This is a genomic window from Nocardioides daedukensis (genome assembly GCF_013408415.1).
Taxonomy (GTDB): Bacteria; Actinomycetota; Actinomycetes; order Propionibacteriales; family Nocardioidaceae; genus Nocardioides; species Nocardioides daedukensis.
Window position 1 is genome coordinate 3,430,898 of record NZ_JACCAA010000001.1, and the last position, 21,014, is coordinate 3,451,911.

20 protein-coding genes are annotated in these 21,014 nt (G+C 68.1%); 12 read left to right on the forward strand and 8 right to left on the reverse strand.

Annotated features, from left to right (window positions below; genetic code table 11):
* The first annotated feature begins 52 nt into the window (after positions 1-52).
* The 3 genes from ychF to BJ980_RS19360 all read left to right on the forward strand — a co-directional run bounded on the left by ychF (position 53) and on the right by BJ980_RS19360 (position 5,094).
* On the forward strand, positions 53-1,126 hold the full coding sequence (ychF, locus tag BJ980_RS16700) for a redox-regulated ATPase YchF (protein WP_179503334.1): 1,074 nt from the start codon (positions 53-55) through the stop codon (positions 1,124-1,126).
* 139 nt (positions 1,127-1,265) lie between these two features.
* The gene (locus BJ980_RS16705; RefSeq protein WP_143907615.1) at positions 1,266-2,432 is read left to right on the forward strand and encodes a hypothetical protein; all 1,167 of its coding nucleotides are present in this window, start codon (positions 1,266-1,268) and stop codon (positions 2,430-2,432) included.
* 997 nt (positions 2,433-3,429) lie between these two features.
* Positions 3,430-5,094, forward strand: a complete 1,665-nt coding sequence (locus BJ980_RS19360; RefSeq protein WP_179503335.1) for an ABC-F family ATP-binding cassette domain-containing protein — start codon at positions 3,430-3,432, stop codon at positions 5,092-5,094.
* 41 nt (positions 5,095-5,135) lie between these two features.
* On the opposite strand, the gene BJ980_RS16715 is transcribed toward BJ980_RS19360, so the two are convergent.
* From BJ980_RS16715 to BJ980_RS16725, 3 genes are read right to left on the reverse strand one after another with little or no spacing between them, the layout of a single operon-like run.
* A complete protein-coding gene (locus BJ980_RS16715; protein ID WP_179503336.1) occupies positions 5,136-5,402 on the reverse strand; it encodes a hypothetical protein in 267 nt (88 codons plus the stop codon).
* Positions 5,399-6,823 (reverse strand): amino acid permease, encoded by a 1,425-nt coding sequence (locus tag BJ980_RS16720; RefSeq protein WP_343047845.1) that lies wholly within the window; start codon positions 6,821-6,823, stop codon positions 5,399-5,401. The genes BJ980_RS16715 and BJ980_RS16720 overlap by 4 nt, the downstream gene beginning before the upstream one ends.
* 22 nt (positions 6,824-6,845) lie before the next feature.
* Positions 6,846-8,486: an HNH endonuclease signature motif containing protein gene (locus BJ980_RS16725; RefSeq protein WP_179503337.1), complete on the reverse strand. Its 1,641-nt coding sequence runs from the start codon at positions 8,484-8,486 to the stop codon at positions 6,846-6,848.
* 303 nt (positions 8,487-8,789) lie between these two features.
* Here BJ980_RS16725 and BJ980_RS16730 point away from each other — a divergent pair, with 303 nt between their 5' ends.
* From BJ980_RS16730 to BJ980_RS16745, 4 genes are read left to right on the forward strand one after another with little or no spacing between them, the layout of a single operon-like run.
* Positions 8,790-9,584, forward strand: coding sequence for a GNAT family N-acetyltransferase (locus BJ980_RS16730; protein ID WP_179503338.1), 795 nt, complete (start codon positions 8,790-8,792; stop codon positions 9,582-9,584).
* A 12-nt stretch (positions 9,585-9,596) separates the two neighbouring features.
* Positions 9,597-10,460, forward strand: a complete 864-nt coding sequence (locus BJ980_RS16735; RefSeq protein ID WP_179503339.1) for a tryptophan 2,3-dioxygenase — start codon at positions 9,597-9,599, stop codon at positions 10,458-10,460.
* Positions 10,457-11,302 (forward strand): amidohydrolase family protein, encoded by an 846-nt coding sequence (locus BJ980_RS16740; protein ID WP_179503340.1) that lies wholly within the window; start codon positions 10,457-10,459, stop codon positions 11,300-11,302. Before BJ980_RS16735 ends, BJ980_RS16740 begins: the two co-directional genes overlap by 4 nt.
* Entirely contained in the window at positions 11,299-12,519 is a 1,221-nt protein-coding gene (locus tag BJ980_RS16745) for a kynureninase (RefSeq protein WP_179503341.1), read from the forward strand. Before BJ980_RS16740 ends, BJ980_RS16745 begins: the two co-directional genes overlap by 4 nt.
* Before the next feature lie 9 nt (positions 12,520-12,528).
* Here the strand turns inward: BJ980_RS16745 and BJ980_RS16750 are convergent, their stop codons facing one another.
* On the reverse strand, positions 12,529-12,891 hold the full coding sequence (locus tag BJ980_RS16750) for a ribonuclease E inhibitor RraB (RefSeq protein ID WP_179503342.1): 363 nt from the start codon (positions 12,889-12,891) through the stop codon (positions 12,529-12,531).
* A 69-nt stretch (positions 12,892-12,960) separates the two neighbouring features.
* A complete protein-coding gene (locus BJ980_RS16755) occupies positions 12,961-13,554 on the reverse strand; it encodes a histone deacetylase (RefSeq protein ID WP_179503343.1) in 594 nt (197 codons plus the stop codon).
* A gap of 123 nt (positions 13,555-13,677) precedes the next feature.
* On the opposite strand from BJ980_RS16755, the gene BJ980_RS16760 reads away from it, so the two are divergent.
* The 3 genes from BJ980_RS16760 (at position 13,678) to BJ980_RS16770 (ending at position 16,164) form a co-directional block, all read left to right on the forward strand.
* Entirely contained in the window at positions 13,678-14,502 is an 825-nt protein-coding gene (locus BJ980_RS16760) for a 1-acyl-sn-glycerol-3-phosphate acyltransferase (RefSeq protein ID WP_179503344.1), read from the forward strand.
* Positions 14,499-14,927 carry a hypothetical protein gene (locus tag BJ980_RS16765; protein WP_179503345.1) on the forward strand — a complete coding sequence of 143 codons (429 nt, stop codon included), beginning with the start codon at positions 14,499-14,501 and terminating at the stop codon, positions 14,925-14,927. Before BJ980_RS16760 ends, BJ980_RS16765 begins: the two co-directional genes overlap by 4 nt.
* A 61-nt stretch (positions 14,928-14,988) precedes the next feature.
* The gene (locus tag BJ980_RS16770) at positions 14,989-16,164 is read left to right on the forward strand and encodes an SGNH/GDSL hydrolase family protein (RefSeq protein ID WP_179503346.1); all 1,176 of its coding nucleotides are present in this window, start codon (positions 14,989-14,991) and stop codon (positions 16,162-16,164) included.
* Positions 16,165-16,185: 21 nt separating this feature from the next.
* On the opposite strand, the gene BJ980_RS16775 is transcribed toward BJ980_RS16770, so the two are convergent.
* The 3 genes from BJ980_RS16775 to BJ980_RS16785 all read right to left on the reverse strand — a co-directional run bounded on the left by BJ980_RS16775 (position 16,186) and on the right by BJ980_RS16785 (position 19,029).
* On the reverse strand, positions 16,186-17,220 hold the full coding sequence (locus BJ980_RS16775) for a fatty acid desaturase family protein (RefSeq protein WP_179503347.1): 1,035 nt from the start codon (positions 17,218-17,220) through the stop codon (positions 16,186-16,188).
* A gap of 113 nt (positions 17,221-17,333) precedes the next feature.
* The gene (locus BJ980_RS16780; RefSeq protein WP_179503348.1) at positions 17,334-18,005 is read right to left on the reverse strand and encodes a lysoplasmalogenase; all 672 of its coding nucleotides are present in this window, start codon (positions 18,003-18,005) and stop codon (positions 17,334-17,336) included.
* Between the two features lies 1 nt (position 18,006).
* A complete protein-coding gene (locus BJ980_RS16785; RefSeq protein WP_179503349.1) occupies positions 18,007-19,029 on the reverse strand; it encodes an FUSC family protein in 1,023 nt (340 codons plus the stop codon).
* 35 nt (positions 19,030-19,064) lie between these two features.
* On the opposite strand from BJ980_RS16785, the gene BJ980_RS16790 reads away from it, so the two are divergent.
* Both BJ980_RS16790 and BJ980_RS16795 read left to right on the forward strand, forming a co-directional pair.
* Positions 19,065-19,874, forward strand: coding sequence for a thioesterase family protein (locus BJ980_RS16790; protein WP_179503350.1), 810 nt, complete (start codon positions 19,065-19,067; stop codon positions 19,872-19,874).
* A 45-nt stretch (positions 19,875-19,919) separates the two neighbouring features.
* A complete protein-coding gene (locus BJ980_RS16795; protein ID WP_179503351.1) occupies positions 19,920-21,002 on the forward strand; it encodes a WD40/YVTN/BNR-like repeat-containing protein in 1,083 nt (360 codons plus the stop codon).
* Positions 21,003-21,014 lie beyond the last annotated feature (12 nt).

Genomic DNA, 21,014 nt, shown 5'->3' on the forward strand with positions numbered 1-21,014 from the left:
CGTGGGTCGGTCGATTCGGGGCAGGTCGGGGCGCGCCGTAGACTCACCGCCCGTGGCACTCACCATCGGAATCGTGGGACTTCCCAATGCGGGCAAGTCGACGCTCTTCAACGCACTGACCAAGAACGACGTCCTCGCGGCGAACTATCCGTTCGCGACCATCGAGCCGAACGTCGGTGTCGTCGGTGTGCCCGACGAGCGGCTGCCGCAGCTGGCCGAGATCTTTGGCTCGGAGAAGATCCTCCCCGCGACCGTGGAGTTCGTCGACATCGCCGGGATCGTGCGGGGCGCCTCGCAGGGTGAGGGCCTGGGCAACAAGTTCCTCTCCCACATCCGCGAGTCCTCGGCGATCTGCCAGGTGACCCGGGTGTTCCGTGACGAGGACGTCACCCACGTCGACGGCGAGGTGAACCCCGACAGCGACATCTCCACCATCCAGACCGAGCTGATCCTGGCCGACCTGGAGACCGTGGACCGGGCGATCACGCGACTCGAGAAGGAGTCGCGCAAGGTCAAGGACCTGGTCGCCAACCTGGAGGCCGCCCGCGAGGCCAAGGCTGCTCTCGAGGGCGGCACCCCGGTCATCGACACCACGATCGACCGGACGTTGCTCCGTGAGCTCTCGCTGCTCACGGCCAAGCCGTTCATCTACGTCTTCAACTGCGACGCCGAGGAGCTCGCCGACGAAGAGCTCAAGAACCGGATGCGTAAGCTGATCGCCCCGTCGGAGGCGATCTTCCTGGACGCCAAGTTCGAGTCCGAGCTGATCGAGCTCGACGACGAAGAGGCTGTCGAGTTCCTCGCCGAGGCGGGCGTGACCGAGCCGGGACTGGAGGTGCTGGCCCGCGTCGGCTTCGACACCCTCGGCCTGCAGACCTACCTGACCGCCGGGCCCAAGGAGACGCGTGCCTGGACGATCCCGAAGGGCGCCACCGCACCCGAGGCTGCCGGCGTGATCCACACCGACTTCCAGAAGGGCTTCATCAAGGCCGAGATCGTCTCCTTCGGCGACCTCCGCGCCGCCGGCACGATGGCCAAGGCCAAGGAAGCCGGCAAGGTCCGCATGGAGGGCAAGGACTATGTGATGGCCGACGGCGACGTGGTCGAGTTCCGGTTCTCGAACTAAACCTTTGGCGTGTCAGCAGTGAAGCATCACGTGGACTTCTGACTCATCTTCGCATCGCGCGTCGACCTGGAGACCCGTACACTAGGACGGGTTCCGCCGGCGGCGGAGGTCGTCGTCGCGAGAGAATGGTCCGACCACAATGAAGCGCGTCGCAGGGGCCTCGGTAGTACTCCTCTCGTCGCTCGCCCTCCTCACTGGATGCGGGAGCTCGGCAGACCTAGGCCCGATTCCGCAGCAACTGGGCGGCGCGTCGTATGCGCTGTACTTCAGCGCGCAGAGCGCAGACATCGATGGAGCGCATCACCGCGGGAGGCTGGTCCTTGTCGATGCAGATGGCTCAGTGTCTGTGTTGCCCACATGGGGGATGGATCATGGTCGACCCGTCTGGACCGACGAAGGCCTGTTCTTTAGTGATTTGAAGAACGACTATCGCCTTGATGAGACCCGGCTGACCACCATCGCGAGCCCGAAGACGGACAGCCAGTACGCGATGCTCGCGACCTCGCCGTCGACTGTGTTGGGCCTCTATAATCTGGGGTTCTCAGATGCAGGTGGCTACACGAGCCAAGTGGTCGTCACAACTGGCGACACCAGTACGCTCAGCGAGGTCGAAGGCGGCTACTACACCACTGCGAACTGTGAAGGCACGGTCTATGGCATCGGTTTGGCAACTGGGCCGTACTCGTCGACGGGCGACCCTGACACCGAGCCGGTGATGCTCAACCAGCTCACAGACACCGCTGACGGTGACGAGGAGAACGTGGGGCTGAGCGCGCAGGCCCGCGACAACGCGCTCCCCGCTAGCGCGCCGTGCCAGGGCGGGACGATCTTCTACATCTCCGATTCCATCAGCGGAGGGCTCGATTCTCCGGTCAGGCCGGTCATCTCGATGTGGGATATCGCTTCCGGGGAGTATCGCGAGGTTGCGATGGATGCTGGCCCGTTAACAGAGCGACTCATGCGCAGCGACGGCATCGGATACCCGCAGGTGAGTGCGGATTCGATTCGAGACGGACGGCTCCAATGGTTCGGTGTGAGCAACTCCATCATGTCCACCGATCTGGCGACAGGTCGGACGGAGAAGCAGTTCGACGTAGCTGGGGTCACGGACGAAGTGCTCTCATCGCAGGCATCCTTTCAAGGCGATGAAGTCGTCGTGATGGTCGACAGCGACGGATCCAATCCGTATGAGATCGTTCGATACCACCGTGATTCCGGAGTCGTGTTGTCGCGGACCGTCGTCAACTTTGCGCCGGAGGACCTCGCGGCGGGGCTGTTCCTTCGAGGATTCGCTGTCCGGCCGTAGGGTTCTTTCCGCCGCCGGATGTCTGCTCATTTATCGTGAAGACACGCCAGAGGTTGTTATCTGCGGCGACGTGGTGGTGGAGTTCCGCTTCAACGTGTAGTTGATTCTCGGCCTGACGGTTGACCGCCGAAACTGCTTACGCCGATTTGATCGCTGTCGCGGTGCTCGGCTCGTTGAGGGGTCTGGATCCGCTCCTACTAGTCTCAGAGCATGATCCAGAACGTTCATCAGCGATACATCCATGCGAGCGCTGAATCGGTCGGAGAGCTGCTGGACTCCTTGTCGACCAAGCAGGACCGGCTGTGGCCGCGTGGACAATGGCCGTCGATGAGACTGGACAGGCCACTCGGCATCGGCGCATCTGGAGGGCACGGGCCCGTGCGTTATGTGGTGGACGCATATGAGCCAGGGCGATCCGTGAGGTTTCGATTCACTGGTCCATCGGGATTTCATGGCCATCATGCATTCACTGTTTCGGAAACCGCGGATGAGTCAGTTGTGTTGCTCAGGCATGAGTTATTTATGACTGTCACCGGGCTATCCAGAGCGACTTGGTCCCTCTTTTTTCGGCCGCTTCATGACGCTCTCATCGAGGAGAGCTTTGATCGCGCTGAGTCAGAGGTAGGCAATCCGCCGGAGGTTCCTGCCAAGCGCCCGCTATGGACGAAGACTCTTCGGCTTGTGGCGTCATTGCCGAAAGCGAGCCCATTCGCATGATCCATGCTGAGCACAGGTGCGGGCCAGGCCTCCGATGGCCCCATGGGGTTTCGCTCCGACGCTGACGTGGCAGCTTCGCTGGAGATCTCTGTGTTCGAGCCGGTCTCGGTGAATAATGCCAGGGTCCCGAGGTTGGCAAAGGTTGCTAGGTGCCGGAACTCGGTGGAGTTCCGCTTCAACGTCTGATCCCCAGCGCTTCAGAACCACTCCGTCTGCTTCGACAGCCTGATGGCCCCAGCCTCATTCCGCCTGGTCCCCTCGGCAATGACAAGATTGGGCAATGACCGCAACCCTCGTGGCCCAGGGCCTGGCCGGGGGACATGGCCATCGCACCCTCTTCGAGTCACTCGACCTGACTGTCGCGCCCGGCGATGTCGTCGGCGTCGTCGGCGCCAACGGTGCCGGCAAGTCCACACTGCTCAGGATGTTGGCGGGCATCGACGAACCCCAGGCCGGAACGGTGTCGCTGTCGCCGACCGACGCCTTCGTCGGGTGGCTCCCCCAGGAGCATGAACGCGTAGTCGGCGAGACAGTCGCCGACTACATCGGTCGTCGTACCGGCTGTGCCACGGCGACTGCCGAGATGGACGCCGCAGCCGTCGCCCTCGGTGACCCGTCGAGCGCACAGGCGACAGGTATCGATCCCAACGATGTCTACTCGAACGCACTGGAGCGATGGCTGGCCAGCGGAGCTCCGGACCTCGAGGACCGGATCCCGGTGGTGCTGGCCGAGCTCGGGCTGGACCTCGGCGAGAAAGCCATCGACCAGACGCTGATGACATCGCTCTCCGGTGGGCAGGCGGCCCGGGTCGGGTTGGCCGCACTGTTGCTGTCCCGCTTCGACCTCGTGTTGCTGGACGAGCCGACCAACGACCTCGACCTCGACGGTCTTGAGCGGTTGGAAGCCTTCGTCCAGGGCCTGCGCGGCGGCGTGGTGCTGGTCAGCCACGACCGCGAGTTCCTCGCCCGTTGCGTGACCCGGGTGCTTGAGCTGGACTTGGCGCAGGGCTCCAACCGGGTCTTCGGCGGCGGGTACGACGCCTACCTGGAGGAGCGCGCCACGGTGCGCCGCCATCAGCGGGAGAAGTACGACGACTTCGCCAGCAGGAAGGCCGACCTCGTCTCCCGCGCCCGGACCCAGCGTGAGTGGTCGAGCCAAGGCGTGCGCAATGCGATGAAGAAGGCGCCGGACAACGACAAGATCCGCCGCAAGGCGGCCACGGAGTCCAGCGAGAAGCAGGCGCAGAAGGTACGTCAGATGGAGAGCCGGATCGCCCAGCTCGAGGAGGTCGAGGAACCACGCAAGGAGTGGAAGCTCGAGTTCAGCATCGGCTCGGCTCCGCGATCCAGCTCAGTGGTCTCGACGCTCAACGACGCCGTGTTCACCCAGGGCTCCTTCACCCTCGGCCCGCTCTCACTGCAGGTCAACGCGGGGGAGCGGATCGGCATCACCGGCCCGAACGGAGCCGGCAAGTCAACGCTGCTCCGCGCTCTGCTCGGTCAGCAAGCCCCGGTGCAGGGCACGGCGAGCCTCGGGACCAGCGTGATGATCGGCGAGATCGACCAGGCGCGCTCGTTGCTGGCCGGAGCCCGTCCACTTGCCGACGCTTTCGAGGAACTTGTCGAGAAGCTCTCCCCGGGTGAGGTGCGGACCCTGCTGGCGAAGTTCGGGCTCAAGGCCGACCACGTGGGTCGGCCCGTCGACGAACTGTCGCCCGGTGAGCGCACTCGTGCCGGCTTGGCGTTGTTGCAGGCACGAGGGGTCAATGTGCTGGTGCTCGACGAGCCGACGAACCACCTGGATCTCGCGGCGATCGAGCAGCTCGAGCAGGCACTGGGGTCCTACGAAGGGGCCCTGCTGCTGGTGACCCACGATCGTCGGATGCTCTCGACCGTGCAGCTCGATCGGCACTGGCGGGTGGACTCAGGAACGGTCACCGAATGAGCCGCATCCGTGGCCGCCGGAAGCCTCGTGGAGGCCGACTCTCAACCCAGTCGACCGTTCGGACGACTTGAGACAGTTGAACAGTCGATCCAGTCCTCGAGGCCGGGCGCCCGCTTGAGTGCCTCCTCGAAGGTGATGACCACGGGATAGCTGCCGGGCTGCATGTCCCAATAGGCACCGCAGGCGCGACAGTTGCGAATCTCAACCCAGTTCGCGTCTGCCACCTTCACGACCCTTTCGTCGCGCATCGCGTGGATGCACACCGCCATACAGACCTCGCAGGCACCTGCCCTGATTTCCCCCGTCACGACGTGACTCTGCGGCGAGCGGTCCGCGCCTTGCGGGTGAGGACGTGGAGCAGCAGGATCACCGCGACCAGGCCGGTGGTTGAGATCAACTGGTTCCGGGCATCGGTGTCGGTGAACATCAGCACCACCAGCGCGCCGAGTGCGACGAGAACCGCCCAGTTCGACCACGGATGCCACCAGGAGCGGATCGCCAAAGGCTGACCGCTCTCCCGCGCCTCGGTGGCCAGACGCGGGCCGAGCCGCAGCTGGGCGACGACGATCAGTGCCCAGACGACCAGCAGCGCGGCGCCGACGGCGTTGAGGAGGATGCCCAGCAGGGAGTCGGGCAGCAGCCAGTTGAGCAGCACGGCCACGAAGCCGAAGAAGATCGACACCAACACCGACACCCACGGAACGTTCGAGCGGGACACCTTGGTGAGGGCCGCCGGTCCATCGCCGCGCCGGGCCAGTGAGTAGGCCATCCGTGAGGTGCCGTAGACCTGCGCGTTGAACGCCGAGAGCAGTGCCAGCACCACGACGACTTCCATCATCGTGGCCGCGGCCGGCAGGCCGGAGAGGTCGAGCACGGCGGCGAACGGTCCGGCCTCCAGCTCGGGAGAGTTCCAGGGCATCACCAGCACCATCAGTGCGATCGAGCCGAGGTAGAAGAAGAGGATGCGCCACACGATGCTCTTCGTCGACCGGGCCACCGCGAGCTGTGGGTCCTCGGCCTCCGCCGAGGCGATGGTGACGATCTCGATGCCACCGAAGGCGAAGGCGACCACGAGCAGGCCGGCGGCGACACCGGCGAGGCCGTTCGGGGCGAACCCACCCTCGCCGAGCAGGTACGACGTACCGACCGGGTCGGTGCCGGGCAGCAGACCGAGCGCCAGCAGCACCCCGATCACCAGGAACGCGATGATCGCGGCGACCTTGATGAAGGCGAACCAGAACTCGAACTCACCGAACTGGCGTACGCCCCACAGGTTGATCACGGCGAAGAGGCTCACGACGACCAGGGCGACCACCCACTGGGGAATACCCGGTGCCCAGCCGCTCACGATGGCGGAGGCGCCGGTGATCTCGGCGCCGAGCACCATCACCAGCATGAACCAGTAGAGCCAGCCGAGCAGGAACCCTGCCCACGGTCCGAGCGCTTCTTCGGCGTAGACCGAGAACGAGCCGCTGGCCGGCCGGGCGCTGGCCATCTCGGCGAGCATCCGCATGACCAGGATGACGAGGACGCCAGCCAGGGCATAGGAGACCAGGATCGCCGGGCCGGCCGCGGCGATGCCGACGCCAGAGCCCAGGAACAGGCCAGCGCCGATCGCCGAGCCGAGGCCCATCATCGTGAGGTGCCTGGTACGGAGGCCGTGGCCGAGCTCCTCGGGGCCGGCCTCTGCCGGAACGGCTGAGCTGTCCGATGCGTCCTGCGAAGTCACCGAATCAGAGTAGGTGGCTGGCTCAGGCCGCCGCGTGGCTGGTGCTCCATTGCGTGATCAGGGTCATGGCGTGGAAGTGCCGCTCGGGGTCATCGCTGTACAGGTCGGCTCCTGTGCGCGAGTCGAGCTGGTGCGTGCCGGTGTCGTTGGTGATCCGGTAGCGATCGTTGAGCGTGCGCCAGATGTAGGTGCCGGGCAGGGGTTGTCGCACCCGGACCGGGCCGGAGGTCTTGATCCGGTGATGGTGTCGCGTCATCGGCCCGGCGTTGTCCAGACTGGTCTGGCCGGGCTCGTCAGGTCGCCCGGATCGATCTCGTCGGTAGGCGACGGTGTGGTCGATGTCCATGGCGTGCGTGGTGTTGCGGGCATAGGGATAGACGTCGGCGGGGGTGCGGGTGAAGAGGGCTTCCCGCAGGCTCCCGGTGAACGCGTAGGAGTCGGCTGGCGCAGTGGCGGCCGGGTCCAGGACCGCGGAGATGGTGACGTCGCTCAGGCGCAGCAGCTCGAGGGCTTCAGTGAGGCTGAGCGGCCCGTGTCCTTCGAGTCGGCCGACGCCCTCGGCAATCCGGCCGGTGTCGGCGGCGATCGCGAGTGCCTGGAGGGCGTCCTCGGAGAGGTGCAGGTGCAGCTGCAGGGCAGCGCGACCGGTCCTGGCACCGCTCATAGGTCCGGGTCCGGCGACGCTCGCGGGATCTGCACCGTCTCCGGCCCCCTCGGCACAGGTGGCACCCGTGGCTCCGCCCACGCCGGTCTCGCCCACGCCGGTCTCGTCCGCGCCGGCCTCGCCCTCGCCAGCCCTCTCCGCACTGTCCACATCACCAGCGGCTGCCGGGTCGATGGCGCCAGCGAGCAGCGCATGCGCGGTGGCGGGGTCGGCGATGAGCAGACCGAGGGCACGGGAGCGCGCGGTGTCGAGGGTGTCCAGGTCGTCGGACTTGATGCCCGTCGAGCGGTCGTGGGCCAGGAGTAGCTCGGCGAGTCGCTGTACCTGCTTGTCACCGGTGGCCGCATCGGCCGAGCTGAGCCGCGCATAGAGACCGCTCAGACCGCGCTGGTCGGTGCGGTTGAAGTGCGCGAACCGGAGCCGCAGCTGCGCCGTCCGCTCCGCTTCGTCACCCTCGGCATCGGCCAGGAGGACGAGCGAGTCGAGGCGCTCCAGGAGCCTGCCGGTGGGCAGCGAGGTGATCAGCGCAGCCAGGTCCTCGGCGATCTGCTGCGCCGAGGTCGGAGGGAGGTGGCGGGTCCGGGAGGCGATCTTGCGGAGCAACCACACCTCGAGCAGATCGGCGGTGGGCGACTCGAGCGTGAGCGTCCACAGGGGTTCGAGTCGATGGCGCAGGTCGAGGGCATCGGCGATCCAGGACCTGGCCGAGAGCGGATGCACCTGGAGGCTGATCCCGAGCTCGGCGGTAGCGAACTCGGAGACCAGCGGTGTCCCGTCACCGCCGAAGCGCCGGTAGGTCGGGTGCTCGCGGCGATGCTCGTCCTCACCGTCGGTCGACCCATGCCCGCGGGTCACCTCCTCGTGGTCTCCGTGCAGGTCCGCCCAGTGCGCCGCGTGGTGCAGGAGCGAGCGATCGGCGGCCCTCCGCGCGAGCACCGCGACCTCGACACCGGTGAGCGTGTCACCGGTGTCGAGGTCTGCGATCGCGTGCTCCTGCATGTCTCCAAGCCAACACGTGACCACCGACAATCCGGCTCGGAAACCGGCGCCTGGTCCCACCATCCGGACAAGTCCCGCAACTTTCTTCCAGAGCCGCGACCGCCCACGACCGAGCATGACCGCGCGTGCCCACCCGCGACGGCCCACGAAAGCCCACGACAGTCCGCGACGGACCACGCGACCGCCGTCACAAGAGGCCCACGAAAACCCACGACCGCCCGCGATGGACCAAGCGACCGCCACAACGAGCGACCCAGGAAACTCACTTGCTCGACGCTCCCGAGCCATGGCACCTTCGGCGCAGTGAACCCACTCGAACCAGCAGAACTCCTCGCGGCGTACGACGCCCAGTTGCGCACCGATGCCGAGACCCCGGGCGCTCGCTCGGTCACCCGTCTGGGCGCACTGCGCCTGGTCGAGTTCGGGAGCGGCCGAGGCTTCATCACCTACCGCGAGCTCGGAGTTGCCTCAGCAGCAGAAGTCGCAGAGCTGGTCGAGGCAGCCCTGGCCCACTTCACCGCCAACGACGCGATCACCAAGGTCGAGTGGAAGACCCGCGGCCACGACCATGCACCCGGGTTGCACGACGCCCTGGTCGCGAACGGCTTCGTCGCCCAGGAACCGGAGTCGATCATGATCGGCGAGGCGGCGCTGCTCGCCGTCGACGTCGAGCCTTCCGCTGGCGTCACGATCCGCAAGGTCACCGACGAGGCTGGCGTGACGGCCGCCTGCGCCATGCAGGACGAGGTGTTCGGCGGTGACGGGGGAGAGGACATCGCCGACGGCGTACTCAAGCGGATCGCGAAGGACGACGGCCTGGAGATGTGGGTCGCCGAGGCAGAGGGCGAAGTCGTCTGCGCCGGTCGCGTCGAACCGGTGGCGAACACCGACTTCGCCGGCATCTGGGGCGGGGCGACCATGCCGCAGTGGCGCGGCAGGGGGATCTACCGCGCGCTCACCTCGGCACGGGCGAAGTCCGCGCTGGCCAGTGGCAAGTCCCTGATCAACAGCGACTCCACGGAGTTCTCCCGGCCGATCCTCGAGCGTTCCGGACTGGTGAAGGTCTCCACGACGACGCCCTATGAATGGCGCCGCTGATACGTTGCTGCAATGGAGCAGGACACGGGCGTGGAGAACGGCGAAAGACGGCTCGAAGAGGGCGTACGGACCGACTTCACCGCGGCGATGAGCTATGCCGACTACCTCGGCCTCGACACCCTGCTCGCCTCGCAGCACCCGCTCAGCGAACCGGTGCATCCCGACGAGATGCTCTTCATCATCCAGCACCAGACCACCGAGCTCTGGTTCAAGCTGATCATCCAGGAGCTCAGCGGCGCCCGGGACTTCTTCGACGCCGACAACAACGAGCGGGCACGCAAGTCCATCGCTCGCGTCAAGCACATCATGAGGACCCTCGCCGAGCAGTGGTCGGTGCTGGCCACCCTGACGCCGAGCGAGTACGCCGAGTTCCGCGGCGTTCTGGGCAGCGCCTCGGGCTTCCAGTCCGCGCAATATCGCGCGGTCGAGTTCCTCCTCGGCAACAAGAACACCTCGATGCTCAGGCTCTATGCCGAGGGGACGCCCGAGCGTGAGCTCGTCGAAGGCGCACTGCGGAGCCCGACGGTGTACGACGCGTTCCTGCGCGCCCTGGACCGCTCCGGGCTGGCGGTGCCCCAGAGCATCCTCGAGCGCGACGTCAGCCAGGCCTGGGTGGAGCATCCGGAGCTGACCGGCGTCTTCGAGCAGATCTATCGTGACCCGGCAGCCCACTGGGAGGCCTACGCCACCTGCGAGGACCTCGTCGACCTCGAGGACGCCTTCCAGTTCTGGCGATTCCGCCACCTGCGCACCGTCCAGCGCACGATCGGCTTCAAGACCGGCACCGGCGGATCAACCGGCGTCGACTTCCTCAAGCGCGCCCTCGAGCTCACCTTCTTCCCGGAGCTGATCACGGTCAGGACCCACCTGAAGTGACCGAGACGGTCCTTGGCGGGGTGATCGATCACCATGTCCACCTGGGTCTGGTCGAACGGGACCTGCTGGCCGACTCGCCGGTCGTCGAGGTGCACGACCTGGGCTGGGATCCCGTTGCTGCACAAGGGTTTCGCGCAAATCCGCCGTCCGGGGTCGACGTCCACATCGTCGGCCCGTTCCACACCGCCCCGGGCGGTTACCCCACCGGCCGCAAGTGGGCGCCGCCCTCGTCGGTGCGCGAGATCGCCGATGCCGCCGACGCCGGAGTGGCGGTGCGGGAAGCGGTCACTCGGATGGCCTCGGGGATCAAGGTGACCCTCCACGACGACTTCGCCAACCTCTCCGAGGAGGTGCTGGAGGTCCTGGTCGAGGAGGCCCACGTCGACGGGCTCCCCGTCCTCGTCCATGCCGAGGGGCGGGGCATGGTCGAGCTGGCACTGCGGGTCGGAGCCGATGTGTTGGTGCACGCGCCGTGGACCGAACCGGTGCCCGAAGGAGTCCTCGCCGCCAGCACCCAGATGACCTGGATCTCCACCCTGGCCATCCACGCACCCTCAGACCAACAGGTCGCCATCGACAACATCGTCCGGTTCCGGGCGTTGGGCGGCACCGTCCGCTATGGCACGGACATGGGCAACGGACCGACGCCAGTGGGCGTGAACGCCGAGGAGATCCGCGCCCTCGGCCGGGCCGGGCTGCACGGCGAGGAACTGATCGACGCCGTCACGGGGGGCCCGCCGGCACTGAGTGCACCGCTGCCGCGGCCCACGAACGCAGACGAGCTGATCAGATGGCTGGGCGCCGCACGGCGCCTGCCGGCAACGATCCAGGAGGACGAATGAGCACGTATGACGACCTCGCGGCGCGGGCACAGCGGCTCGACGAAGCCGACCCCCTGGCGCGGTTCCGCGACGCGTTCGTCGACAGCGCGGACGTGGTGGCCTACCTCGACGGCAACTCCTTGGGCCGCCCGGTGCGGGCCACGCGGGACCGGTTGTCCGCGTTCATCGACGGCGCCTGGGGTGATCGGCTGATCCGGTCCTGGGACGAGCAGTGGTTCCACGCACCGACCGAGGTGGGGGACCGGCTGGGAGCTCTCACCCTGGGCGCCGCACCCGGCCAGGTGATCGTGGCCGACTCGACCACGGTGATGCTCTACAAGCTGATCCGGGCGGCCGTCGACAACGCAGCCGAGCGCAACGAGATCGTCGTGGACACCGGCAACTTCCCGACCGACCGCTTCGTGGTCGAGGGGATCGCTGCCGAGCGCGGACTGGTGCTGAGGTGGATCGACCCGGACCCGGTCGCCGGCGTCGGCGTGGACGACGTACGCGCCGTGCTCGGTCCGCGCACCGGCTTGGTGCTGCTCAGCCACGTCGCCTTCCGCTCCGGTGCGGTGGCCGACCTGCCCACGATCACGGCGGCCGCGCACGAGGCCGGAGCCCTGGTGCTCTGGGACCTCTGCCACAGCGCCGGTGCCCTCGACGTCCAGCTCGACGCGGCCGGGGCGGACCTTGCCGTCGGGTGCACCTACAAATATCTCAACGGCGGCCCGGGCTCGCCGGCATTCGGCTACGTCTCGCAGATGGCCCAGGACCGTGTGGCACAGCCGATCCAGGGCTGGATGGGAGCCGCGGACCCGTTCGCGATGGGCCACTCCTATGCAGGTGCGGCCGGGATCCGGCAGTTCGTCAGCGGGACGCCGCCGGTGCTCGCCATGCAACCGATGGTCGACATGCTCGACCTGATCGAGGAAGCCGGCATCGCCACGATCCGGGAGAAGTCGATCGCCCTGACCGGTTTCGCGATCGAGGTCGCCGACGAGCTGCTGGCACCGCACGGCGTGGTCCTCTCCTCGCCACGTGAGGCCGCCCGCCGGGGGAGCCACGTGCTGCTCGACCACCCGGACTTCCGCGAGGTCACTGCCAGGCTCTGGGAGGTCGGTGTGATCCCCGACTTCCGGCCACCCACGGGCCTGCGGGTGGGGTTGTCGCCGCTGAGCACCAGCTTCGCCGAGGTCGTCAGGGGGCTGGAGGAGACGCGCCGCCTGCTCGCCTGAGGGATTGCCTCAGAGGCTGGCCTGCCACCCGTCGTACTGTCCTCCGGCGGTCCGGGAGGCGACCTTCTCGAAGAAGGCCCGGGCCCGGCAGACCAGCTCGGGGCTGAGGATCACGTCGGTGCGTGCGGCCAGGACGAGCCAGTCGTCGCCGTCCTCGGCTTCCTCGACGGTGCGGATCTCCCAGTCGGCGGCGGTGATCTCGTCGGCAGCCTTGCGTGCGGCCCGCTCGTCGGCGGCGTAGAGCACCTGCAGCCATTCGCGCGGAGTGTCCGGCGAGCTCTGCTCGTTGATCTTCGCCAGGGTCTCGAGGTCGATCGGGTTCATGTGGGGCTCGGCCTCAGCCGCCCCGTCCCGCTTCTTGAAGAGTGCCACCCCGGCAGTCTGCCACTGTGCCGAGACTTGCGGAAAAGCGCTCAGACTCTGGTGCCGAACGCAGCGCAGTCACCGCCGCAGGGCTGCGAAGTGCGCCTCCACCTGGTCGTCGTCCCAGCCGTGCGCGTCGCGCAGACCCTCGGCGAGCATCGCCAGGTAGGCCGGACCGGGTGGAGTGTGCTCGATGGCGTCGCGCCCATGTGGCGAGGTGAAGGTGAGCATCGGCAGGCCGTCGAGCCGGCCCACCTCGATCAGCGTCTCGTAGGAACCGGGACCGGCGGCGTGCCGTCCGTCGGGAAGTCCGTCGACCAACCCGTTGAGCAGCACCTCGACCAGCGGGTCGTCCGGATCGGGGATGCGGTGCATCTCCTGGGCGGCGACGTCGGCGAACTGCTCGGCGGTGATCTTGTAGGCGCGAGCCGGGGTGGGCCCGGGGACGTCGTGGTCGTAGAACGCGACGCCGCCGCCCCACGTCCTCGACTCACCGGCGAAGTAGAGGCTCCCCGGGAGCTCCACCGCGACGTCGGCCACCGGGAGCGTGGAGTCGCGGGCACCGGCGTAGGTGACCCGGGCCCCGGGCGGACAGCCGCCCTCGAGGTAGCACCGGAGCCGGACCAGTGACATGTTGGACCCATAACTGACGTACCAGAGGTGTTGTGACATCGCCCCTCCGTTCTAGCAGGTCGGGTGCGAGGTGAGATCGGCCACCGGACCGTCACCAACGTTCCAGTGGCGCGTTGGTCCAGCGACCGGCTCCCGATACCGGCACAGGAGGAGTGGAACGACGTGGCATGGCCGATTCCCAGGTTCAAGGCTCACCCGGAGGGCCTTGAGGGGCGCGATCCGGACTTCATCCGACGGATGCTGCCGAGGCTCTGGGTCGGTACGGCGCTCTACTTCCGCCCCGAGGTGAACGGCTTCGACAAGGTCCCTGACGAGCCGGTGCTCTTCGTCGGCAACCACAGCGGGGGCGCGAACGTCCCGGACACCTTCGTCTTCACCCTCGCCTACAACACCTGGTTCACCGTGGACGGGCGGCCACTTATCGGCCTGGGCCACAAGATCGTCGCCAACGCTCCGGTGATCGGGAACATGGCCCGCAAGTTCGGCATGGTCACCGCTCATCGCGACGCCGCGGACAAGCTGCTGCAGGCCGGCGCCAACGTGCTGGTCTATCCGGGCGGCGACGTCGAGGCGCTGCGGCCGTGGACCCAACGGAACACGATCCGTTTCGACGGCCGCAAGGGCTTCCTCAAGGTCGCCCACCGCAACGGCGTCAAGATCGTCCCCGTCGTCGCGACCGGGGGACACGACACCTTCTTCGTGCTCAACGACGGCCGCCGGACGGCCAAGCTGCTCGGCCTGGACAAGCTCCTGAGGGTGAAGTCGGTGCCGATCTCCGTGTCCATCCCGTGGGGCATCGTGCCGGGGGACCTGCCGCACATCCCGTTGCCGGCGAAGATCCGGATCCAGGTGCTCGACCCGATCGACCTGCACGAGATGTTCGGTGACGAGCCGGACTGGGACGCGGCCTACGACTACGTGACCAGCGTGATGCAGGTCGGCCTGTCCAGCCTCGCCGCCAAGACCGTGCTGCCGGTGCTCGGATGACCGTCGCAGTCTCACGATCCCGCGTCGTACGCCGTGACGCCGACGACGTCGCGGCACTCGTCACCGATCCCTCACGGCTGCTGCCGTTCCTCGCCGACTTCGGGCGCTTCGACCCCCTCGGCGAAGACGAATATGACGTGTTCCTCGACATCGGCACGATCCACGTCGGTGGTCGGGTCCAGATCAGCCGACCCGATGCCCGCACCCTGTTCTGGCACTCGATCCGGGGCACCACCCACACGCTCGAGCTCCGGGTCGATGACCACGAGCAGGGCAGCCTGGTGACGATGACCCTCACGTTGACCCTGTTCGGCCTGGCCGTCGCCCGGATCGCCGAACTGATGGCCCGCGGGATCATGGACCGGCACGTGATCGCCGGGCTGGAGCAGCTGAGGCACGCACTTGAGTACGACGAGTTCGGCTGACGGTTGTGGCGCGTGACCAGTTGCGCGCGTGACCCGGTGACCCCTGCGCCGTTGTCGTTGCATGAAGCACACTTCTCTGCGGCTGGTCAGTGCCGCTGCCGTCCTGCCGATGCTGCTTGCTGCCGGCGTCGTGTCGAGTGCGGCCGACGAGGCGCGGCGTACGTCGAACGCGGACGGCAGCCGGGTCTCTGCGGCGAGCCAGGAGCTCGACGCTGCAGCGGCCAAGGCGTTGGCCGCGAAGGCGGAGTCGCTGTCGGCGTCCCAGTCGGCGAAGGCCCCGACGAGCGCCGGGGTCGGGCACCCGAAGGCCACCGGCACGAAGGCAACCGCGGCGGCCAAGGCCAAGGCACCCGCCAAGAAGCCGTTGGTCTACAAGGAATATGTCTCCCTGGGTGACTCGTGGTCCGCGGACGTGAAGCTGATCGACGCCCATGGTCTGCCCGATGCAAGGCACGCGCCGATCGATTGCGCCCAGTCACAGGTGAACTATCCGAAGCTGCTGGCCGCGGCGCTGAAGGTGAAGATCCACCGCGACGCTACCTGCGGCTCCGCCACGACCGACGACTTCTATGCCCCGCAGACCGCCTTCATCGGCGGCACCAACCCGCCGCAGTTCGACCGGCTCACGAAGAAGACCGACCTGGTCACCATCGGCATCGGCGGCAACGACGCCTCGGTCGCCGCCGCGGCCCTCGACTGCCTCAACGTGCTTCCGGTCAACGTGCCGGTGCCGCTGCCGGCCCTGGACCTCGGCCTGCCGCTGGTGCCCTCGGCGTTGCCGCTGGGTGGGTGCAAGGAGCGCTTCACCGCCGGTGGCGTCGACCAGTTGGCGGTGGCGATCAAGGCGTCCGAGCCCAAGCTGATCAGGGCGATCAAGGACGTCCGCAAGCGTTCGCCGAAGGCGCGGATCCTGATGGTGGACTACCTGGCGGCCGTGCCGCCGAAGACCTGCTACCCGTTCCTGCCGATGACCGAGTCCGACCGGGCCTACCTGGCCAAGGCCTTCCGCTCCCTCAACGCGATGGTGAAGAGCGCGGCGAGGAAGGGTGGCGCCGAGTTCGTCGACACCTACACCCCCTCGCTCGGTCACGACGTCTGTGCGGCTCTCGACAAGCGGTACGTCGAGGTCGTCGGCGTCTCGGTCAACGACCTGGGCATCGGGATCCCGGCCCACCCGAACTCGGCAGGTGCCCGGGCCCAGTTCCGTGCGGTGCTCAAGCAGGTCAACAAGCGCTGATCGGTCGCGTTGGCGCATCGCTCAGGTAGCGCGCAGGGGCTCGCCGACCGAGTGCATGTGTCGCAACGCGATCGCATAGGACTCGACCAGTCGGGCCTCGGCATAGTCGACACCGAGCTCGCGGCAGTAGTCGCGCACGATCGGCTGCGCCAGGGGCAGGTTGGCGCACGGCATGCTCGGGAACAGGTGGTGCTCGATCTGGTAGTTCAACCCGCCCAGGGCCACGTCCACGACCGGACCGCCGCGTACGTTGCGCGAGGTCAGCACCTGCTTGCGCAGGAAGTCCGGCTCACGCGCACCGGTCAGGGTGGGCATGCCCTTGTGGTTCGGGGCGAACGAGCAGCCCAGGTAGAGACCCAAGACTGCCTGGTTGAGGAGCAGGAATGCGACCGCCAGGCCGGGGGAGAGCACCGTGAAGGTGAGGCCGGTCCAGCCGACGACGTGCAGCACCAGCAGCCCGGCCTCCAGGCGCCTGGCCGAGAGTCCCGGCCGGAGCACTGCCCGGAAGCTCGAGACATGAAGGTTGAACGCCTCGAGGGTGAGCAGTGGGAAGAACAAGAAGGCCTCGTACTTCCCGATGAACCGGGCGACACCACGCGCCTCGACCGCCTGGCCCTGCGACCAGACCAGCAGCTCGGGTGACACGTCGGGGTCGAGCTCCTCGTGGTTCGGGTTCGCGTGGTGCCTGGTGTGCTTGTCCATCCACCAGCCATAGCTCATCCCGACGCCGAGGTTTCCGACCAACCTTCCGGCGAGCTCGCTGGCCCGGCGGGTGCGGAACACCTGGCGGTGCGCGATGTCGTGGGCCAGCAGGGCGAGCTGGGCGAAGACGACGGCGAGGCCGACGGCGGTCAACAGCTGCCACCAGGTGTCACCGAAGGTGACCAGGGCGGCGGCGCCGGCAACGAGCGCGACGCCGACCAGGACGAAGCGAGCGGCGTAGTAGCCCCGACGTCGCTCGAGCAGTCCCGCCGCGTCGATGCGGCGGCGCAGCTCTGCGAAGTCGGAGCCGCCATGGGTGGCACGGCCGGGTTGGGTGGGGGTCTGGATGCTCATGCCTCGAGTCTTCGCCCCGATCGCCTCGGAGGCGATGGTCCCCGGACCCGGTTCGTGGTGGTGCCAGCACCACCGTCGGGCGTGCCCGGCAACCGACCTCTGACCCGGTTGACCTACGAGCTCGGGTCGCCCGCGCGCTCGAGCACGCCGAGCACGATCAGCACCTGCGCCACGATGTAGGTGAGCATCACCCAGAACGAGCTGTGCCCTATGGTCACGTTCTCGGCGAAGGCATCGATCGCGATCAACCCGTCGGAGACGAGGAAGAGTGCGCCGCCGACCCAGATCAGTCGCCCGAGCCCGGTCGCGAGCACGGCCATCGTCCCCAGCAGCGCTCCATAGACCAGCACCGGGACGAGCATGCCGCCCGCACCGGGAGCGCAGATGGCAACCAGCAACACCACGGCGACGGCGTACGGCGTCAGCGCGATCCGGTTGATCGCCAGCACCGACTGGTCGGCATACGGCCGGAACGCCACCACGTAGGCGACCTGAGCGAGTGCGAAGAAGCCGACCATCAGCAGGAACGCTGCGTCGCCGTCCACGAAGCGCGGCGCGGTGTCGCCGAGCCAGCTGAAGGCGAGGGCGACCAGGGTGAGCCGGACCAGCCGGCTGCGCGGGGCCGAGGTTGCGGTCCACAGCGCCAACGCCAGCAACGCCATCAACACGGGCTGGGTGGGGTCCGAGACCGCGTCGACGCCGGTCCACTGGGCCCACAGGTGGATGCCGCTGACGGCACCGAGTGCGCCCAGCGCCAGCACGGTGGGGGTCGGCTGTCCGAACATCTCAGGCCTCTTTCCGGTCACGGGTGACATAACCGATGAGGATGCCGATCGCCACGCCGATCACCGTCTCGACACCCCGGTCGATGATCAACGTTCTGGTGGGAGTGGGTGCGGCCAGGTGGACCATCAACAGGGCCAGCGGGGTGATCGCGACCAGGGCGATGGCGTAGTTGCGACCGACCAGCAGCTCCGCGGCGACCTGCATCACCACCACGACCAGGATCAGTGCCAGGACGGGCAGGTCGAGCTCCAGCAACAGTGCGGCGCTGACCAGGCCGAGTGCAGTGCCGATGATCCGCTGGATGCCGCGCACCGCTTGGGGGAGCAGGTCCTTGGCGACGAGTGGGACGACTGCCGAGACCATCGCCCAGTAGGGGTGGCCGATCCCGATCGCGGTCGCCAACGACCCGGCGATCACCACGCTGGCCACAGCCCGGGCGACGTGTCGCCGGGCCGCGCGCCGCGGCGGAGGCCGCAGACGGGTGGGGCTCGACAGCGGTGCGCCGGTGCGCAGTCGGCGCCAGGCTGCTCCGGCCGATCCGACCAGGAGCGAGAAGAGTGCGGAGCTCCCGGCCACGCCCACGGCGATCGGCAGGTCCGTGGCCTCGCCGGGGATGGACGCCACCGCCGCGAAGGCGAAGATCAGGAACAACGGGCCGGGCGGGTGCCACGACTCGACGTCGGAGATCCAGGAGCCGACCCCGGCCACGAGAGCCGCGACCGGAACTGCGAGCCAGCCCCGGTGATCCGAGATGCTGACCAGTGCGCCCAACCCGACGGCCCAGGTGAGCAGCACGGCCAGGGTGACCTGCATCCGGACTCGTTCGAGTCCCACGACGGAGCGTCCGTAGAGCGAGGTCATCGCCCCGAACGCGGCATAGATCGACCACGGCACCTGGTCCACGGACCACAGGATCAGCAGGGGAACCAGGACCGAGATCCCCGCACGCAGCGCCACCCGGTGTGCGCCGTTGTGGGCGCCCAGCCTGAGCACCTCTCTGGCAACTGTCGTGTGGGCTGGCATCGGACCATTGTCCCGCGCCTCCTAGGATCCGCTGCATGGGACACGAGTTCGACCGCGACATCGCCGTCACCCGCGTTGACGAGACCACTTTCACCGCCGAGCTCGGTGCTGGCTGGGACGTCGGCGGCGCCGTCAACGGTGGCTACCTGCTGGCCACCATCGGCAACGCACTCGGCCAGGTCGCTCCCGGCAAGCCCGACCCGATCGTGGTCAGCTGCTTCTACCTCACCGCGGCCACTGCCGGCCCGGCCACGATCGTGACCCGGACGATCCGTGACGGCGGCAGCATGGCCACCCTCGCCGCCGACCTCGTCCAGGACGGCCAGCCGCGGATCACGGTGACCGCGACCTACGGTGACCTGTCCGCCCTGCCCGACGACGTGCGCACCACCGCGACCGCACATGAGCTTCCTCCGCTCGAGGAGTGCGTCCCCTCCTCGATGGCACCCGAGGAAGTACGCCGGATGGCACCGCTGATGGGCCGCTTCGACCTGCGCCTGGACCCGGCGTACGCCGGCTGGGCCGTCGGTGAGCCGAGCGGGAACGGGATCATCCAGGGCTGGATCCGCCTGGTCGACGAGCGCGAGCCGGACCCGCTGTCGCTGCTGCTGATGCTCGACGCGCTGCCCCCGGTCACCTTCGACCTCGGCATGCCCGGCTGGGCGCCGACCCTCGAGCTCACCGCGCACGTGCGGGGCGTCCCGGCGCCGGGGTGGCTCAGGGTCAGGCACGAGACCCGCAACATGGCCCGCGGCATGTTCGAGGAGGACTGCGTGGTCTGGGACTCCTCGGACCGACTGATCGCCCAGAGTCGCCAGCTCGCCCGCTCGCCACGCTCGCGCTAGGAGCCCGTGCGGGACTACTCTCGAGAGCGTCGAGAGGAGCAGTCGATGGCTGCCACAGTGCTCATGGTCGGCACCCGCAAGGGCTTGTGGGTCGGCCGGTCGGACGAAGCTCGCCAGGACTGGGAGTGGAGCGGACCTCACTTCGACATGGAGGAGGTCTACTCCTGCATGGTCGACACCCGCAGCGATCCGCCGCGACTGCTCGCCGGTGCGGCGTCGAGCTGGCTCGGTCCCCAGGTCGGCCGCTCAGACGACCTCGGCGCGACCTGGCAGAGCACACCCGAGGCGATCCGGTTCCCCAATGACGTCGACGCATCCGTGGAGCGGGTGTGGCAGCTCGTGCCCGGCCCGGTCGACGGTGAGGTCTATGCCGGCAGCGAGCCCGCCGCGGTGTGGCACTCGACCGACAGCGGGGAGACGTTCTCGCTCTTGCGCGGGCTCTGGGACCACCCGCACCGCACCGAGTGGGCGGCGGGCTTCGGCGGACAGGCCTTCCACACGGTGCTCCCGCACCCGACCCGGACCGGATCGGTGCTGGCTGCGCTGTCCACCGGCGGGGTCTATGCCAGCGATGACCACGGTGAGAGCTGGGAGCCGCGCAACGCCGGGATCCGGGCGGACTTCCTGCCCGAGGGCGAGCAATATCCCGTCTTCGGCCAGTGCGTGCACAAGGTGGCCAGGCACCCGGAACGTCCCGAACGGCTCTATGCCCAGAACCACGGGGGCGTCTACCGCTCCGACGACGAAGGACGCTCGTGGACGTCGATTGCCGAGGGACTCCCCGCGGACTTCGGCTTCCCGATCGTGGTGCACCCGCGCGAGCCGGACACGATCTTCGTCTTCCCGATCAACGGCGGCGAGGCGCGATATCCACCCGGCGGCCGGGCGCGGGTCTGGCGCAGCCGCGACGCGGGGGAGTCCTGGCACGAATCCGGAGACGGGCTGCCGGAGACCTTCCACGTCGGGGTGATGCGCGACGCGATGTCTGCCGACGACCATGACCGCACCGGCCTCTACCTCGGCGCCCGCAACGGCACCGTGTGGTGCTCCACCGACGACGGCGACTCGTGGCGACAGGTCGCCGCGAACCTGCCCGACGTGATGGCGGTGCGGGCCGGACGGGTCTGATCGACGCGCGGC

Coding starts and splice junctions, on each gene's coding strand:
- BJ980_RS16770 (WP_179503346.1), top strand. CDS start 14,989: ATGAAGCACACTTCTCTGCGGCTGGTCAGTGCCGCTGCCGTCCTGCCG.
- BJ980_RS16735 (WP_179503339.1), top strand. CDS start 9,597: ATGGAGCAGGACACGGGCGTGGAGAACGGCGAAAGACGGCTCGAAGAG.
- BJ980_RS16780 (WP_179503348.1), bottom strand. CDS start 18,005: ATGTTCGGACAGCCGACCCCCACCGTGCTGGCGCTGGGCGCACTCGGT.
- BJ980_RS19360 (WP_179503335.1), top strand. CDS start 3,430: ATGACCGCAACCCTCGTGGCCCAGGGCCTGGCCGGGGGACATGGCCAT.
- BJ980_RS16725 (WP_179503337.1), bottom strand. CDS start 8,486: ATGCAGGAGCACGCGATCGCAGACCTCGACACCGGTGACACGCTCACC.
- BJ980_RS16785 (WP_179503349.1), bottom strand. CDS start 19,029: ATGCCAGCCCACACGACAGTTGCCAGAGAGGTGCTCAGGCTGGGCGCC.
- BJ980_RS16795 (WP_179503351.1), top strand. CDS start 19,920: ATGGCTGCCACAGTGCTCATGGTCGGCACCCGCAAGGGCTTGTGGGTC.
- BJ980_RS16775 (WP_179503347.1), bottom strand. CDS start 17,220: ATGAGCATCCAGACCCCCACCCAACCCGGCCGTGCCACCCATGGCGGC.
- BJ980_RS16755 (WP_179503343.1), bottom strand. CDS start 13,554: ATGTCACAACACCTCTGGTACGTCAGTTATGGGTCCAACATGTCACTG.
- BJ980_RS16745 (WP_179503341.1), top strand. CDS start 11,299: ATGAGCACGTATGACGACCTCGCGGCGCGGGCACAGCGGCTCGACGAA.
- BJ980_RS16705 (WP_143907615.1), top strand. CDS start 1,266: ATGAAGCGCGTCGCAGGGGCCTCGGTAGTACTCCTCTCGTCGCTCGCC.
- BJ980_RS16790 (WP_179503350.1), top strand. CDS start 19,065: ATGGGACACGAGTTCGACCGCGACATCGCCGTCACCCGCGTTGACGAG.
- BJ980_RS16765 (WP_179503345.1), top strand. CDS start 14,499: ATGACCGTCGCAGTCTCACGATCCCGCGTCGTACGCCGTGACGCCGAC.